The organism is Halalkaliarchaeum sp. AArc-GB, from assembly GCF_031432225.1.
In the GTDB taxonomy this organism is placed as follows: Archaea; Halobacteriota; Halobacteria; order Halobacteriales; family Haloferacaceae; genus Halalkaliarchaeum.
Genome location: NZ_JAVKGM010000009.1, coordinates 12,101 through 28,238 on the forward strand (window position 1 = coordinate 12,101; position 16,138 = coordinate 28,238).

At 65.6% G+C, this 16,138-nt stretch carries 13 protein-coding genes; 11 read left to right on the forward strand and 2 right to left on the reverse strand.

Annotated features, from left to right (window positions below; translation table 11 throughout):
- Positions 1-25: 25 nt before the first annotated feature.
- Positions 26-3,160: a CARDB domain-containing protein gene (locus RH858_RS09840; RefSeq protein WP_310561717.1), complete on the reverse strand. Its 3,135-nt coding sequence runs from the start codon at positions 3,158-3,160 to the stop codon at positions 26-28.
- A 343-nt stretch (positions 3,161-3,503) separates the two neighbouring features.
- Between RH858_RS09840 and RH858_RS09845 the strand changes: the two genes are divergently transcribed.
- Both RH858_RS09845 and pheT read left to right on the forward strand, forming a co-directional pair.
- Positions 3,504-5,060, forward strand: coding sequence for a phenylalanine--tRNA ligase subunit alpha (locus RH858_RS09845; protein ID WP_310561718.1), 1,557 nt, complete (start codon positions 3,504-3,506; stop codon positions 5,058-5,060).
- The gene (pheT, locus tag RH858_RS09850) at positions 5,060-6,832 is read left to right on the forward strand and encodes a phenylalanine--tRNA ligase subunit beta (RefSeq protein ID WP_259535054.1); all 1,773 of its coding nucleotides are present in this window, start codon (positions 5,060-5,062) and stop codon (positions 6,830-6,832) included. The genes RH858_RS09845 and pheT overlap by 1 nt, the downstream gene beginning before the upstream one ends.
- A gap of 16 nt (positions 6,833-6,848) precedes the next feature.
- Here the strand turns inward: pheT and RH858_RS09855 are convergent, their stop codons facing one another.
- On the reverse strand, positions 6,849-7,163 hold the full coding sequence (locus RH858_RS09855; RefSeq protein WP_259535053.1) for a YbjQ family protein: 315 nt from the start codon (positions 7,161-7,163) through the stop codon (positions 6,849-6,851).
- A gap of 109 nt (positions 7,164-7,272) precedes the next feature.
- Here RH858_RS09855 and mce point away from each other — a divergent pair, with 109 nt between their 5' ends.
- The 9 genes from mce to RH858_RS09900 all read left to right on the forward strand — a co-directional run bounded on the left by mce (position 7,273) and on the right by RH858_RS09900 (position 16,130).
- Positions 7,273-7,659, forward strand: a complete 387-nt coding sequence (mce, locus tag RH858_RS09860) for a methylmalonyl-CoA epimerase (RefSeq protein WP_259536521.1) — start codon at positions 7,273-7,275, stop codon at positions 7,657-7,659.
- Between the two features lie 53 nt (positions 7,660-7,712).
- The gene (locus RH858_RS09865; RefSeq protein ID WP_310561719.1) at positions 7,713-8,681 is read left to right on the forward strand and encodes an aldo/keto reductase; all 969 of its coding nucleotides are present in this window, start codon (positions 7,713-7,715) and stop codon (positions 8,679-8,681) included.
- Positions 8,682-8,818: 137 nt separating this feature from the next.
- Positions 8,819-11,224: a type II/IV secretion system ATPase subunit gene (locus tag RH858_RS09870; protein WP_259535051.1), complete on the forward strand. Its 2,406-nt coding sequence runs from the start codon at positions 8,819-8,821 to the stop codon at positions 11,222-11,224.
- The gene (locus RH858_RS09875; protein WP_259535050.1) at positions 11,221-13,143 is read left to right on the forward strand and encodes a type II secretion system F family protein; all 1,923 of its coding nucleotides are present in this window, start codon (positions 11,221-11,223) and stop codon (positions 13,141-13,143) included. The genes RH858_RS09870 and RH858_RS09875 overlap by 4 nt, the downstream gene beginning before the upstream one ends.
- Positions 13,140-13,883: a hypothetical protein gene (locus RH858_RS09880; protein WP_259535049.1), complete on the forward strand. Its 744-nt coding sequence runs from the start codon at positions 13,140-13,142 to the stop codon at positions 13,881-13,883. The genes RH858_RS09875 and RH858_RS09880 overlap by 4 nt, the downstream gene beginning before the upstream one ends.
- Entirely contained in the window at positions 13,876-14,412 is a 537-nt protein-coding gene (locus tag RH858_RS09885; protein WP_259535047.1) for a hypothetical protein, read from the forward strand. Before RH858_RS09880 ends, RH858_RS09885 begins: the two co-directional genes overlap by 8 nt.
- On the forward strand, positions 14,409-15,122 hold the full coding sequence (locus RH858_RS09890) for a hypothetical protein (protein WP_310561720.1): 714 nt from the start codon (positions 14,409-14,411) through the stop codon (positions 15,120-15,122). The genes RH858_RS09885 and RH858_RS09890 overlap by 4 nt, the downstream gene beginning before the upstream one ends.
- Positions 15,109-15,582 carry a hypothetical protein gene (locus RH858_RS09895; protein ID WP_259535045.1) on the forward strand — a complete coding sequence of 158 codons (474 nt, stop codon included), beginning with the start codon at positions 15,109-15,111 and terminating at the stop codon, positions 15,580-15,582. The genes RH858_RS09890 and RH858_RS09895 overlap by 14 nt, the downstream gene beginning before the upstream one ends.
- The gene (locus RH858_RS09900) at positions 15,579-16,130 is read left to right on the forward strand and encodes a hypothetical protein (RefSeq protein ID WP_310561721.1); all 552 of its coding nucleotides are present in this window, start codon (positions 15,579-15,581) and stop codon (positions 16,128-16,130) included. The genes RH858_RS09895 and RH858_RS09900 overlap by 4 nt, the downstream gene beginning before the upstream one ends.
- Positions 16,131-16,138 lie beyond the last annotated feature (8 nt).

Below are 16,138 nucleotides of genomic sequence, written 5' to 3' on the forward strand. Positions count from 1 at the left end.
TTCGTCAATCCTGGGTCGAACCGGATCAGTGCGACCGCCGAACGTGGACGGCGAGCGCCGCGATCAGGAGTGCAAAGACAGCCACGATTGGACCGAATCCGGGGATATCGGTGGAGGTTGCGTCTCGGTCGGCAGCGACCTCATCGTCCCCGTCTCCGACAGCGAGCGTGCCGGCGTCGGTTCCCTCCAGCGTGAGCGTTCCGCCGCGAGTCGGTGTAAACGTGAATTCGACGGTCGTGGTCTCACCGGCGTCGAGCGACACGTCCCATTCTTCGACGGGGTTGCCGTCCGCTTCGAGAACGAGGGTACGCGTGGCCGGTAGATCACCCGGGTTCCGGGCTGTCACATGCAGTTCGGTTTCGTGACCGGCCCGAACCCAGTCGGCCGGAACGTCCGCGTCGAGGACCTCGACGGTCCCGGGTTCGAGCGCGACAACGGTGACGGGAGACAGTTCGGGGAGTCTCACGCGGTGGACATCCTCGGTGTTCCCGGACTCCACGACGTCGTGTGCGACCCCATCGGCTGTCCACTCCCCGTCGGCGTAGCGCAGTACCGCGACGTTCTCGGGGGTGAGTCCGTCCGGGATCGCAGTCCGATCCAGTTCGAACCGCAGCGTCGCGTCGGTGGTTGCGTTCGCGTCGAGATCCGTGTCGAGATCGACGTACGCGAGAACATCGCCGCGGGGGACTGCAGGCCGGTCACCAGGATCGACCACTGGCTGTGACACAGTCACCGCGAACGCTTCCCGATCGCCGGCAGGATCGATTTCGAGGGAGGACAGCGACAGCGACGGCTGCACCGTCTCCGGTCCGGCCAGGTCGACCGGGACAACGACGCTGTCGTCGGTCGCGTTTTCGATCCGGACCGTGACTGCGTCGCTCGTCTCGGTCCGATTGATCGTCGGCTCGACATCGATCGGCTCCTCGTCACCTTCGTCCGTCGGTTCGGAGGACTCCGGTTCGTCCCCCTGGGGATCGTCGGAGGGACCCGGTTCGTCCCCCTGGGGATCGTCGGACGGCGGATCCGGAGTGGTTATCGGGGTGGTAGATACCGGGCCCGACGGCGATCCAGAACTCGACTCCTCGACGGTCACCACACCGACGTCAATGCTTTCGACCGAGAGATTGTATTCACCCGGTTCGTCGAACGTTCGGGTGAACGTCTCCGTTTCGGTCGCGTTAGAGTCGACAGTGACGTTCGAACTCTCGACAGTCTCGTCGTCCACCTGGAGCCGCACTGTCGTCGTCCCCGCTACCTCTCCGACGTTCTCGATGTCGGCAGTGACCTGGACCGATTCGCCTTCCTCGATCGACTCGGAGTCGAGTGACGCGTTGACGACCGAAATATCGGCGGGTTCGAGCACGTCGAGGAATCCAGCCGAGGCGTCGTTCACCGCGATCTCGTGTCCGTCCTCGTCTGCGTCCCCGGGCGTGTACGTGAAGGTGATCGTTTCTGTTTCGTGTCCTCCGAGAGAGACGGTCGTGCTGTTCTCGATCTCCCCGTCGACCACCAGTTCTGCGCGGAGATCACCCTCCCGATCCCCGTCGTTCTCGACCGTCGCACTCACGGTTACCGACTCGCCTTCGACGACGGCATGGGGTTCGAGACTCGCGTTCGTGACGGTCAGGTTCGCCGGCGTTTCCACCGTGACAGTTCCGGCGTTGACGCTGTTTACCGAGACGTCATACTCGCCGGGGTCGTCAAACTGTTCGAGAAACGAAACGGTCTTCGAGGCGCCCCCGGTGACTGTGACTGTTCGGGATTTACTGATGTTTCCGTCGACCTCGAGGTCGACGACCATGTCACCGTCCCGGTCGCCGTGGTTTGCGATCTCGGCTGTCACCTCGGTCGAGCTACCCACCAGAATCGCGTCAGTGTCCACGTTCGCGTCCGTCAGCTCCAGATCCGCCGGCGTCTTGACGGAAAGGGTGCCTGCGTGTTCGTCGTTCACTGTGATGGCGTACTCTCCGGCCTCCTCCGGGAGGAAGTCGAACGTGACAATCTCTTCTTCGCCGGGGTTGACTGACACGTTCGCGTCGTCCTCGACGGTCTCGTTGACGAATAGTTCCAGTTCGAGAGAGCCGGGAGCGTCGCCGTCGTTTTCGACCGTCGCACTCACGGTTACCGATTCGCCCTCGGTGATCGTCGATTCCGAGAGCGTCGCCCGAGTCACGGAAAGGTCGGGTTCAGGTTCCGGCTGCACCGTGAGTTGGCCTGCAGACTGCCCGCTGACGGCAATCGCGTATTCGCCTGCCTCATCGAATTGCTGACTAAAGGAAACCGTTTCGACACCACCACCGTCGACGGTGACGTCCGCAGTATCTTCCATCTCGCCATCGATCTGGAGTTCGGCAGTGAAGCTGCCTTCCGCCTCGCCGTCGTTCGCTATCTCGGCGGTTACCTCAACGGTCTCCCCTTCAAATATTTCATCAGCAGACAACTCCACGTCGTCCACCTCGAACTCTGCAGTCGCGGCCTTGACTTCGAGCGTGTCCCCGGATTCCCCGCTGACGGCAATCTCGTATGCTCCCGGTTCGTCGAACTGTCGAGTGAACGTAACAGCTTCAGTTGTGTCGGGTGCGACTGTGACCTCTTTCTCGTCGACAGTCTCCCCATCTATCTGGAGCTCGGCTGTGAAGCTGCCTTCCGCCTCGCCGTCGTTCTCGAGTTCGACCGTTACCTCGACGGTTTCCCCCTCGAGTATCTCGTCTTCCGACAACTCCACGTCGTCCACTTCGATGTCGGCCGGTTCGAGCACGACGAGTGTCCCGGCTGACTCGCCGCTGACGGCGATCTCGTAGTCGTCTGCCTCGTTGGCAGTCCAGCTGAACGTAACCTCTTTACTCTCGCCTGGCCCGACGGTGACGTCCTCTCTCTCCACTACATCCCCGTCAATCTGGAGTTCGGCTGTAAACGTCCCTGCCCGATCACCGACGTTCTCGACCGTCGCACTCACGGTTACCGACTCTCCCTCGATGATCGTCGATTCGGAGAGCGTCGCGTCCGTCACCTCGAATTCGGCGTCGTTCACTGCGGCGTTGGCTCCGGCAACGAAGGCGACGCCCCCGGCTGCGAGGCTCGATGCGAGTACCATCGCACAGATCCAGAAGAGGAAACCCTTGCTGCCGTACATGGCGGTGTAGCTCTCCCGAGAAGCCATTGTAATGAATCTGCAAATCCAGTTAAGCCGGGTGCAAAACCCGATTAAGCTGAATGTAGTTCACTCACCGTCTCGAACGAAAACCCCTATAACGGTCCGCGTGCTTCGTTCCCCCATGGCATCCGAACCCGCCACCGACGTGCCCGCTCGCGAAGCGCCAGCCGACGGGTTCGGCTTTGTTTTCGCCTGATCGGCCGGCGGATCCGCCCCCGCGGTCGGGGCGGTGAAACCGGTCGGCGCGGTCGCCCGACGAGCGCGGCCCAGGCACGCCGGGTTCCCATGGAACCCGCTCGGAGATTCGGAACGGATAACTGACGATACCGACACGACACACACGACACGAATGCAACTCCCGGAACGACAGCTCGCCGTCTTGGAGGCGGCGAGCGCGACAGACGAACGAAGCATCGACGCGCTAAGCGAGGAGACGGGGCTGAAACCCGAGACGGTCACCGGTGCGGCGTTCGAACTCGAGGAGACCGGACTGCTCGAGGTCGTCGAACGAACTGACGAACGGATCACGCTCACCGAGGAGGGGGCCGACTACGTCGAGACTGGCCTCCCGGAAGTTCGGCTCTACCGAGCCGCCGTCGGCGCCGGCGGGGCCGACGAACCGGTGTCGATGGGACAGGCCATCAGCGAAAGCGGGCTCGAGGGCGGAGCAGTCGACATCGCGCTGGCCAACTACGCCCGGAAGGGATACGGCACGGTCGAAAACGGCCAGATCAGCGCCGATCCCGACGCCGATCCCGACGCCGACAGGGAGGCTGCAGCGCTCGCGACGCTCGCCGAGTCGGGTGACGAGGCCAGCGTCGACGTCGACGTCGATTCCGCAGTACTCGATCGACTCGAGGAACGAAACCTGATCGACCGGCTCGAGCACACCGTCCGGACGGTCACGCTCACCGAGGAGGGCGTCACCGCCATGATGGAGGGGATCGAGGCCGCCGAGACGATCGACCGACTCACCCCCGAGATGCTCTCGAGCGGGGAGTGGCGCGACGTCGAGTTCGCCGAGTACAACGTCGAAGCCGACGCCCCGGAGATCACCGGCGGGCGCAAACACGTCCTCCGGCGCACCGCCGAACGCGTGAAGGAAACCCTCGTGGGGATGGGCTTTCAGGAGATGGAAGGCCCCCACGCCGACGCCGAGTTCTGGATCAACGACTGCCTGTTCATGCCCCAGGACCACCCCGCCCGGACGCACTGGGACCAGTTCGCGCTGGACGTGCCCCCGATCCAGGAACTGCCCGAAGAACTGGTCGCTGACGTGAAGGCGGCCCACCTCGAGGGCGTCGACGAGGACGGCGACGGCTACCATTCACCCTGGACCGAGGAGGTGGCCCGCGAGGTCGACCTCCGGGGACACACCACGTCGCTTTCGATGCGGTATCTCTCCGGGTACGCCGACGCCACCTTCGGCGGCGAGAGGGAACCGCAGCGCGTCGATTTCGAACCGCCACAGCGGTACTTCTCCGTCGAGAAGGTGTACCGCAACGACACTCTCGATGCGACACATCTGCTGGAGTTCTTCCAGATCGAAGGCTGGGTGATGGCCGAGGACCTCTCGGTGCGGGATCTGATGGGCACCTTCGAGGAGTTCTACCGCCAGTTCGGCATCACCGACATCCAGTTCAAGCCCCACTACAACCCCTACACGGAGCCGTCCTTCGAGCTGTTCGGTCGACACCCCGTCACCGACGAACTGATCGAGATCGGCAACAGCGGGATGTTCCGCCGGGAGGTGCTCGAACCGCTGGGCGTCGACTGCGACGTGATGGCTTGGGGGCTCGCCTTAGAGCGGCTCGCGATGCTCACCACCGGCGCCGAGGACATCCGCGACCTCCACGGGACCCTGACTGACGTCGAGTTCCTCCGGAACGCGGAGGTGAGCTACTGATGCCCGTCGTCGACGTCGACCCAGACGAGCTGCGGACGCTCACCGGCCAGGCCGAGAAGAGTGACGACGAACTGAAGCGGGACCTGTTCGATCTCGGACTGGAATTCGAAGGCGAGACCGAGGATGGAGCGTTCCAGCTGGAGTTCGCGCCGGACCGTCTCGACCGGCTCTCTGTCGAGGGCGTCGCCCGATCCTTGCGGTACCAGTACGGCGACGACCGGGGCGTCCACGTTCCCGACACGAACGACGCCGACTGGACGATCGAGGTCGAGGCGTCGACTCCGGACCAGCGCCCGTACGTCACGGGAGCGATCGTCCGGGGAATCGACCTCGACGACGACGCGCTGGACTCGCTGATCCAGCTCCAGGAGAAGCTCCACGCCACGATGGGCCGCAAGCGGGCGAAGGGCGCGATCGGGATCCACGACCTGGCGATGTTGAAGGGGCGGGCCACCGTCGAGGGCGCGAACAACTCGATCACGTATCGGGGCGTCGACCCCGACGGCGACACGTTCGTCCCGTTGGATTTCGACGCCGAGGTGACCCCGGGCGAGGTGCTCGAGGAGCACCCGACCGGTCGGGAGTACGCCGACCTGGTGGCCGACTACGACCGGATGCCCGCCATCTACGACGAGATCGGGCTGTTCTCGTTCCCGCCGGTGATCAACGGCCGCCGGACCGAGGTGTCGACCAGCTCCCGGGAGCTGTTCGTCGAGATGACCGGCACAGACCAGTGGACGATCGATCACATGCTCAACATCGTCTGCTATGCGCTGTCGGCGCGGGGGGCAACGATCGAGGACGTCGAGGTTCGGTATTCCGAGGACGCTCCCGACGACGCCGTCTCCACAGAGGGGAGAACCCTCCGTCGCCCGGACTTCAGCGTCGACACGAAGTCGGTCAGCCACGACCGCATCGAGACGGTGCTGGGGGTCGAGTTCGAGCCCGAAGAGGTGGTCGACCTCTTCGAGCGCTCCGGCCTCGATGCGACCTACACCCTCGGCGAGTCGGTCACCTACGAGGTGGAGATTCCGCCCTACCGTGTCGACGTGCTCCACCCGCTGGACCTCGTCGACGACGTGGGCCGGGCGTACGGGTTCAACGATCTGGAGCCGCGGTACCCCGACGTCGCGACCGTCGGTGGGCGACACGACCGCGCCCGGCTCGAGGACGCCGTCCGGACGCAGCTTGTCGGACTCGGCTTCGAGGACATGCTGAACTTCCATATGATCTCCGGGGAGGAGAACCACGACCGGATGCGGATCGAACCCGGCATGGGAGCTGACAGCGACGACGGAACCGGCGCGCCGGTGTTCGGTGCCGGCGAACCCGCCACCATCACCGAGCCGTACAGCGAGGATTACACCCAGCTGCGGACCTGGGCGCTCCCGTCGCTCGTGATGGTGCTGGAGAACAACACCCACCGATCGTATCCCCAGGACCTCGCGGAGGTCGGCTTCGTCGCCGAGTACGACGAGCGTGAAAACACCTCCGTGGCCGAAAGCCACCACGTCGCCGGCGTGCTCGCGCGCCACGACGCCACCTACGAGGACGCGAAGAGCCGCCTCGCGGCGATCGCCCGCGATTTCGGCGTCGATCTGGAGACCCCCCCGACCGAACATCCGACGTTCCTCCCCGGACGGGCGGCGTCTGTCGTGATCGACGGCGAGAGTGTGGGCGTGATCGGCGAACTACACCCGGAGGTGCTGGTCGAACACGATCTCGAACTCCCGGTTGCCGCCTTCGAGTTCGAACTCGACGCACTACGATAGGACCGCACTCGGGCAATCACTCGAGCCGCACCGCGGTGCCGTACGCGAGGATCTCCGCCCCCGTGTCGGCGATGCCGGAGGTCGTGAACCGGACGTTGACGACCGCGTCGGCGCCGAGCTCCTCGGCTTCCTGTTGCATCCGCGAGAGCGCCTCCTCGCGGGCGTCGGTCAAAAGTTCGGTGTAGCCTTTCATCTCTCCGCCGGCGATGTTGCGGAGACTCTGGGTGAAATCGCGGCCGACGTTCCTGGCACGGACTGTGTTACCTCGGACGACTCCGAGCGTTTCGGCGACGTCCCTGCCTGCAATCGAATCGGTGTTGGAGAGCTGCATACGCTCCCATCGACGGGATCCTACTTAAGGGCCCCCGCGCGCTGGGCTCTTTGCAGCCAGTGGTCTTTTGAGGGCTCCCTGCGGCCACCCGGACATGGACGTTCCGGAGATGGCGTTCGATCACGCCGGCATTGCGACCCGCGAGGCCGACGAACTCGAGGCCCTTTTCAATGAGCTGCTGGAGGCGCCCGTCGCCCACCGGGAGCGGTTCAACGGCATGGACGTGATCTTCCTCGATCTGGGGAACGGCTACCTCGAACTGCTCGAACCCCAGGAGGGCGGAACCATCAGCCGGTACCTCGAACGGCACGGGCCGGGGGTCCACCACCTCGCGTTCGCGACCGACGACGTCGCCGACGCCCTCGAGACCGCACGCGGGATGGGGATCGAACTCGTCGACGACGAGCCCCGCCCGGGCGCGTGGGGTCACGAGGTCGCCTTCCTGCATCCCGGCTCGACAGGTGGTGTCCTCGTGGAGTTCGTGGAACACGGGTGAGCGAACCGACGACCCAGCCCACTTATAAGGTCATCCCGCTCCCATCCCGAGACATGGAGTACACTACCTTGGGCGACACCGGGATGACCGTCTCGAAGATCTGTCTCGGCTGCATGAGCTTCGGCAGCGGCCACGACTGGATGCTCGACAGCGAGGAGAGCCGGGAGTTGATCGAGCGCGCGATCGAACTCGGGGTGACGTTCTTCGACACCGCGAACGTCTACTCGAACGGCGAGAGCGAGGAGATCCTCGGGGACGTTCTCGCCGACTACGATCGCGACCGGATGGTCGTCGCGACCAAGGTGTACGGCGAGATGGACGAGTCGAACTCCAACTCCGGCGGCCTCTCCCGGAAGACGATCGAACAGGAGCTCGACGCGTCGCTGGACCGGCTGGGAATGGACACGGTCGATCTCTACCAGATCCACCGGTGGGACGACGACACGCCCATCGAGGAGACGCTCCGGGCGCTCGACGACGCTGTACGGCGGGGACAGACCAGGTACGTCGGCGCCTCCTCGATGTGGGCCCACCAGTTCGCCGACGCGCTGTACACGAGCGACCGGCTGGGCCTCGAGCGGTTCGCCACCATGCAGAACCTCTACAACCTGGTCTACCGGGAGGAGGAACGCGAGATGCTGCCGCTGTGTGAAAAAGAGGGCGTCGGCGTGATCCCGTGGAGCCCCATCGCGGCGGGCTACCTGGCGCGCCCCTACGAGGAGGACGACGCGACCACCCGGGGCGAACACGAGTCGTCGCTGGATCGACCGTATCGGGAGGGTGGCGGCGAGGAGATCAACCGCCGCGTCGCGGAACTGGCCGACGAGAAGGGCGTCAAGATGGCCCAGATCGCGCTGGCCTGGCAGTTCCACACGGGCGTGGTCGACGCGCCGATCGTGGGCACCTCGAGTATCGAACACCTGGAGGACGCCATCGAGGCGCTCGATATCGACCTCCGCGACAGTGACGTCGAATACCTGGAGGAGCCGTACGAGCCCGTGCCGATCAGCGGTCACGAGTGATACGCCGACTGCATTCGGTGGCCATCGACTGCACCTATTACATCCCTCGGTTTTGTTAATTTCCTCCTCTTTTTCTAGATACTAACCCTTAAATACCAGTACAGGACAACTCGGAATATACACGGAGCGGTCTGTCGATGGATGGGACGCCAGCCCGACCGGAGGGCACAAACGAGGGATCGTCGTCGAGTGGCAGATGGAACGAAACCCACGGAGGAACGCCGACTGTTCCGCCGCCGGAACCGCCTGACAGTCCCGATGCGTGGTACGCGCCGGAGGTGCGTGCCCAGTACGAGGTGATCGAAGACGTTGTCGCGACGATTCAGGAAGTCGACGGCGAGTTCAGGTACGACGTCCGCGAACCGGGGCTCGCAGCGGGCGACCGCGACGGGCTCCGAACCGTCCGGGAGTATTTCTCGGGGGGAAGCCACCGCCGACCGCTGACCCGGGAGGGAGCCATCGAGCGCGCCCGACGCGGGTTCGCCCCGAAATACGAACGGGCGCTCGATCGCCTGCTCGACGCCTCCCCGGCCGCCCGACGCCGAATCGACTACCACGCCCTCTCTGCGTTGCGGCTGTTCGACGATCTCACTCCCGTCGCGCTCGATGGGCGGGTCGAGGTCGCCGACGTCGGGGACGACGCCGAACTCGTCGTCCACACCGATCGGTTCGCGCCGGTTCACACGGGCTACGCGGGCGACGCCAGATTTGCCGAACGCGTCGCCGGGGAGCGACTCGGCACCTACAGCGTCGAGTTCGCCGGGTTCGAGGTCGACGTCGTGATATATCGGGAACACCTCCTCGGCTCGGACCAGTTCACGACGAAATACGCCGTCCTGGAGCCGGATCTACTGCCGGGCGACGAGCAGCTCATCCGGGAGTGTAAAGCGCGGATCTGGGAGACGAACGTCACTCGCGTGCTGGAGGACCGTCGATCGTTCGTCGAAACGCGAGCCAGGCAGTTCCTCTCTCGGCGGCTCACCGCCCGGAACACCCGGGCGTGGCTCGACGCCACCCGGTACCGCCTCCGGTCGGCGCTTTCGGCGTACGATCTGGCGGTGCCGCCGGTCGACTCCCGGTTCGCGCCCGATCGCCTCGACGATCTGGTGTACTACGTGCTGCGAGATCTCGTCGGTCAGGACATCCTCACCGTGCCGATCCGGGATCCACATCTCGAGGACGTCGAGGCCAACCGGATCGGCGAGCGGGTGAAGGTGATCCCGAGGACGGGGACGCTCCCGTCTGCCGGCGTCGGCGGCGACCGGGTGCCGACGAACCTCCGGTTCGACGAGGAGACCCGGTTCGTCAACGTCGTCACCCAGCTCGCGGCCCACGACGGCACCGAGCTCAACGCCGCGACGCCCAGCGCGAAGGTCAACCTCGACCTCGACGGCGTCGAACAAACCGTCCGGTGTGCGGTCGCGCTGCCCGTAATCAGCGAGGGAGGTCCCCACGTCTCGATCCGGAAACAGGCGACGGACGTCCTCACGCCCGTGGATCTGGTGGAAAACGACACTCTCTCGACGGAACTGGTCACGCTGCTGTGGCTGCTGTACGAACACCACGGTGTCGGACTGTTCTGCGGCCCGACCGGGGCGGGAAAGACGACGTTGCTGAACGCCCACATGCCGTTCGTCGGGTTCGACGACCGACCGATCAGCATCGACGAAGGGTCGCGGGAGGTCGTGTTTCCCCACGAGACAGGGATCTCGCTGACGACCCGCGAACACGAAAACGAGTACAAGCGAGTCACGATGGCCGAGTTGATGACCGAGACGAACTACCTCAATCCCGACATCGAGGTCATCGCGGAGATCAACACGCCGGCGTCGTTCGAAACCTTCGCAGAGACGCTAAACACCGGCCACGGGCTTTTGGGCACACTACACGCCGACGACGTCGAGACGCTGGTCAACCGGCTGATCGAGCAGGGGGTTCCGTCGTATCTGCTCCGCGAGATCGATCTTGTCGTGTTCCCCCGTCATGTCGACGGCGACCGGTACGTCGGCCGGATCGTCGAATTTCTCTCGGCGGGGGAGTACGAGGATCTGCCGACCGACGCATGGGAAACGGCCCCGGACGACCGGGTCGACCGAACCGATCGGGCCGGCGTCGTCTCGAAGGGAAGCAGCGAGATCTACTGGAATACGGTCGCCTGGAGGACGACGGACGGGGAATTCCGGTTCGCGTACGACCATCCGAACCTCGGGGGAGCGGACAGAAGTGAAAAATCGACGGTCGGGGATGGCGGCCGAACGGAACGCGGCCCGAACGCTCTCGACAACGAACGCTTCGGGTTCCGGTTCTTCCACCGGCTGGCCGAACGAACCGATCGCCCGGTGTCGGCAGTCGAACGGGAGTTCCATCGGAAACACCGTTACGTCGCGTACCTGGTCCAGGAAGGGATCACAGACGTCGACGAACTGTTCTCCTTCCTCGCGGACCTGACCGCCGACGAAGCGGCGACCGTCGAACGCGTGAGCCGCGGACGCGCGGAGACGGAGTCTCCAAACGGGCGACCCCAGGCTGGGGGCGACAGATGAGCGTCGACGCCGACGACAAGCGACTGTCGCTTCTGGATCGTGCGCTGTACGCACTGTTCGCCCGCCACGCGGACGGGACGAAACACGCCACGGCCCGTCGTCGGTATCGGGCGACAGATCTGCGAGTCAGTTTCGACGTGTTCCTGTCCCGGCTGTATGCCCTGTCGTGGCTGCTTTCGTCGTTCGCCTGCGTCCTCGGCGTCGGCCTCCTCCTTGCGGTGCCGGACCGAACCCTCGCGGGGGTCGACGCAGTCCTGCTGCGGATCGCGAGCGTCCAACCGTTCACTGCCGTCTCCCGTCTCTCTATCGCCGTCGGATGCGCCGCCGTTCTCGCGGTTACGGTCAAGGCGGCGACGATCCGGACCGGTGGGCTGTATCTCCGGTGGATGGCCACCGCCCGTCGAAACGACATCGAACGGACGCTCCCGGGTGCAGTCCGGTATCTCCACTCGCTTTCCTCCGGGAGCGACGACGCCCGCGAGATGCTCCGGCGGACCGCCCGAAACGACGCCTACGGCGAGTCGGCAGTCGCCTTCAGGAAGACGCTCAACACCGCAGAGCTCACCGGGAGCCTCGATGCTGGACTGAGACGGGTCGCGCGGGACACGCCGTCCAGGGAGTTGCTCGCGCCGTTTCTGCTGAAGTTCCGCGAACACGCGATGCAGGGCGAAGACGCGCTGGAGAGCTATCTCCGCATGGAGAGTCGGATGTTGAGCCACCGCCAGGAACGGGCCCGCACCCGGGCATCCGGCTATCTCGAACTCCTCGCCGAGCTGTTCGTCGTGTTGCTCGTGTTGCCCGCACTGTTCGTTATCGTTCTCACGGTCATGAGCGTGCTCGCGCCCGGCCTGGCCGAGCCGGTGTCGACGCCTGCCGGACCTGTCAGCATGCGGGCGCTCGCCGTCTATGGGAGCGCCGGGTTCATCCTGCTCGTCGGCGTCGCTGCGGTGCTGGTCGTAGAAAGCGTCCGCCCGGACGATCAACACACGAGTTACGTCCGTCCGGACGGCCCGGTGGCAACTCTCAAAACTGCACGGAGCAACCCCGCAAGCGCTGCGGTCGTCTGTGTGCCGCTCGGCGTAGCCGTCGCGATTGCCACCACGCAGTCCGGCACAGGGCCGGTGAACGCGATCCTCGCCGGGTACGTCGGGTACGGGCTACCCGTCGGTGTCGTCGCTCTGCGGCGAGCACGGCTCGACGATGCCAAGGACAGGGAGATCCGCGACTTCGTTCACGCCGTTTCCGGACACGTTTCGCTCGGACGGCCGTTCCCCGAAGCAGTCCGGGTCGTCGCAAGGGAGGTCGATCTCGGGCCGCTCGACGACGACGTCGCCGATCTGGGGTTCAACCTCGGACTCACCTCCGCACCCGAAGGCGTCCGGGAACGAAACGTCGCCGCCGGTGGGACGCTCCAGGGCACCTCCGACAGGCGAACCGCCGCGCTGGATCGGTTCGTCGAGCGTGTGGGAACGCCGCTGGGGGAACAAACCGTCGGGCTCGTCACCGGCGCCCTCGAGGCCGGCAGCGACACCGAAACCGTCTTCGAGAACTTGCAGTCGGAGATCGGCCGGCTGTACCACGAAAAGCAGTCGCTGCGGTCGGCGATGCTCGTGTACGCGGTCGTCGGGTGGACCACGGCGATCCTCATCGTCGGCATCGTCGTCGCTGTCAACCAGTACATCGTCGACGGATTCACGCAGCTGTCGTCGACGCCGGGGACGGCAGGCTTCGCGCTCGATCCGGCGACGATCGACCCCGAGCGCGACGGCTTCCGGTTTTACGTCGTCACTCAGGCGACGATGCTCGCCTCCGGTTGGTTCGCCGGGATCGCCTCCCGGAACAGATACGAGGCACTGTTACACTCCGGCGTGCTCGTCTGTATCTGTTATCTCGTCTTCGCGGGGGTGGGTGCGATATGAACCGACGACCGGTCGGGGTCGGTTCGTCCGCTCGCGCCCAGTCGGAGGTCGTCGGCGTCGCGCTGTTGCTCGGGATCGCCGTACTCAGCCTCGGGGCGCTCACGCTCACGATTGGCGTCACTCTCGAGGAGAACGCCGCCACCGCGGACGCGAACGCAGTCGCCACCGGCCTCGAGCAGGGGATCGAACCGGTCACGGCGACGGGCACCCGCGAATCGACGCTGTCGTTTACTGACGGAACGCTTCGAACCACCGAACGGACGATCCGCGTCCTCGAGGACGGCCAGCCGATCTCGACGTGGGAGATCGGCGCGGTCGTGTACGAAACCGACGGCCATCGCGTGATTTCTCTCGGCGGTGCAGTCGTCGAGTCTCGGGGTGGGTATTCACGAGTTCACGAGGGGCCACCGGTGGCCGCATCCGAAGGAGTGCTCCTCGTCGGCGTCGTCGATCTCGATCCAGTAGACCCGGTGTCGTACGGGGGAACCGGAGCTTCGACGCTCACGCTCCGGACGACCGTCTCGCACGACCGCACCGAACTCGGCGACGGCGAGTACGCCGTCGCTGTCGAGACGAGGACGACCGACGCCTGGGAGCGGGAACTCGAACGTCAGGGGGCGTCCACGTCGGTCGAAACGTTTAACGGAGACGACGAGCCGAGCGTCGTGGCACGGTTCGACGACGAGCGAACCGGCTACGTCGTGGTACACGACGTCGAACTCGAGGTGTACCATGGCTGATCCTGTCTCGAGGAGAAAAGCCCGCAGTTTTCTCGGCGGAACCGACCGGGCGACGACTGCAGTCGTCGGGAAAACGCTCGAGACGGCGCTCGTGGTCCTTTTCATCGGCCTGCTCACGACGACGCTGCACGCCGGGATCGCCCCCGCCTACGAGCGCGCGGCCGGCGAGGAGATCGCCGATAGGGTTCTCGTGGCCGCAAGCGAGGAGATCGAACGGGCAGCCCCGCCCGAGCGCCACGGCACCGAACGCTACGGGGTCGAGCTGGAACGGCGGGTGGACCTCCCACCCCGAATCGCGTCCGGGCAGTACAGGGTGATCGCGGAGGGCACCATCCTCCGACTCGAACATCCCGAGACGGAGATCGAAGCGAGGACGGAACTTGCGATTCCGGCGTCGGTGACTGACGTCACCGGAACCTGGCGAAGTGGAGCGGAAACGGTGCTAGTGATCGAGGCCGGACAGAGCGATGGGCCCGCCGAGGAGGATGGGGGAACGATCGACGCGACGATCCGCCTGGAGAACCGATGACGCAGGGAACCGACGTCGGACGACGGCAAACCGGACCGATCCGAGGGCAGGCCAACATGGTGAGCCTCGCGGTCGCGCTGCTTTTGCTCGTGGGTGCCGCCGGATCTGCGATCGCGATCGCACACGGATCGCTCGCTGCCGCCGAGCGCGACCCCGCCGAGCGGAACGTGGCGACTGATCTCGCCGACCGGCTCGTCTCGCCGGACGTCGATCACGTTCGCCGGGAGAACGTGCTCAATCGAAGCGAAACCGAGGCGCTCTCGGTCGACGACGTGGAGTCGCTTTCACCCGGGATCGAAGACCGTCCGTTCCGGATCCGGATCGACGGTCGGACGCTGCTCGAACGGGGTGATCCGTCGGGGGGAACGAGCGTCGAACGGCTCGTCGTCTTCGCCACGGACGACGAACGGACCTACCGGCTCGACCTCGAAGAAGACGACGCCGTGACGGTGCCACGCCGGACCGACGAACTCCGGGTCACGATCGCTCCCGAAAACGACACCATGGTGTCGACGATCCGGATCAACGATCGCGTCCTCCTCCACGATCCGGGTGGGCTCGAGGGGACCGCAACCGCGTCGGTGCCCTGGACCGCGACGCTCCGAGTGACCGTCGACGCGGAGGGGACCGACGGCGTCGTCGCGATCACTGCGACGCCGGAGACCACGGCGAAAGCCCGGCTGGAGGTGACCGTCGGTGCCGGGGGATGACCGGACGCAAATTCGGACTGATCGACGGACCGAAGGTGCTTCTCGCCGCGGACAGCTGTCGATCACGCTGATCGAGGCGATCGTCGGGGTCGTGTTCGTGTTCGGTGTCGCCGTCACGTTCGGGATCGGCGTGCCCGCCGCGGGAGCCGACACCGCACAGCTGGACCGGTACGCATCGGACACCGTGACCGTACTGGAAAACGAGCCGCCGCGCCACGTCGGCGAAACCCGGCTCACCGAACTCACTCGGTCGGCGTCCGGCTTCGACCGCGAACGGGACGCCCTCGAGCGGCGCGTCGGGCTGATCCTTCCGGACAACGTGTTCTACCGGGTGGAAGTGTCGGGACCGGACGGGCCGTACGGCGCGGTCGGACAGCAACGGCCACGCGGCGTGCCCGTCGGATACGCGGCCGTGACCACCAGACACGGGGAGGTCGAACTGTGGGTGTGGTACGGATGACCGGCGAGTGCCGACTCACAGCGGGCCAGTTCGACGAACGCGGACAGCTCGTGCTCGTCGCAGCGGCCGTGCTCGCGCTGGCGCTGGTTCCGATGGCGTTCGCGTACCTACAGCTCGGGTATCACGGCGACGTGGGCGCCGATGTCGAAGCCGAAACCGAACTCGGTGACACCGAACGATCGCTGGAACGGGCGGTCGAGCACGCGAGCGGGGAGATCGACGGCGAGTACAGTTGGAACCGACGGGAGGCTGCAGTCGAGGGGTTCCGAGACCTGCTCGAGGACGACCTCGACACGATCGAACGGCTGGGCCACACCGAGGGCGTGGTGATCGAGATCGCCAGCGCGGCGGAGCCGGCGTCGGCGTGGCAGGCGGAGACGTGTCCGTCCGGTCCGATGCGCTCGTTCGGTCCCTGCGAGCGGATCGACAACGTCGTCGTCCAGGAACGAGCCGACGAGACCGCGCTGCTCGCGGCCGGATTCGAACTGCGGCTCGCCACGCCGGACGATGAGGCGACCGTCGAGGTGGTCGTGGTCGTTTTCGCGTGAGGCGGCCG

Bases quoted from the DNA above. Each gene is read 5' to 3' on its own strand.
- RH858_RS09840 (WP_310561717.1), bottom strand. From the start codon at position 3,160: ATGGCTTCTCGGGAGAGCTACACCGCCATGTACGGCAGCAAGGGTTTC.
- RH858_RS09845 (WP_310561718.1), top strand. From the start codon at position 3,504: ATGCAACTCCCGGAACGACAGCTCGCCGTCTTGGAGGCGGCGAGCGCG.
- pheT (WP_259535054.1), top strand. From the start codon at position 5,060: ATGCCCGTCGTCGACGTCGACCCAGACGAGCTGCGGACGCTCACCGGC.
- RH858_RS09855 (WP_259535053.1), bottom strand. From the start codon at position 7,163: ATGCAGCTCTCCAACACCGATTCGATTGCAGGCAGGGACGTCGCCGAA.
- mce (WP_259536521.1), top strand. From the start codon at position 7,273: ATGGCGTTCGATCACGCCGGCATTGCGACCCGCGAGGCCGACGAACTC.
- RH858_RS09865 (WP_310561719.1), top strand. From the start codon at position 7,713: ATGGAGTACACTACCTTGGGCGACACCGGGATGACCGTCTCGAAGATC.
- RH858_RS09870 (WP_259535051.1), top strand. From the start codon at position 8,819: ATGGATGGGACGCCAGCCCGACCGGAGGGCACAAACGAGGGATCGTCG.
- RH858_RS09875 (WP_259535050.1), top strand. From the start codon at position 11,221: ATGAGCGTCGACGCCGACGACAAGCGACTGTCGCTTCTGGATCGTGCG.
- RH858_RS09880 (WP_259535049.1), top strand. From the start codon at position 13,140: ATGAACCGACGACCGGTCGGGGTCGGTTCGTCCGCTCGCGCCCAGTCG.
- RH858_RS09885 (WP_259535047.1), top strand. From the start codon at position 13,876: ATGGCTGATCCTGTCTCGAGGAGAAAAGCCCGCAGTTTTCTCGGCGGA.
- RH858_RS09890 (WP_310561720.1), top strand. From the start codon at position 14,409: ATGACGCAGGGAACCGACGTCGGACGACGGCAAACCGGACCGATCCGA.
- RH858_RS09900 (WP_310561721.1), top strand. From the start codon at position 15,579: ATGACCGGCGAGTGCCGACTCACAGCGGGCCAGTTCGACGAACGCGGA.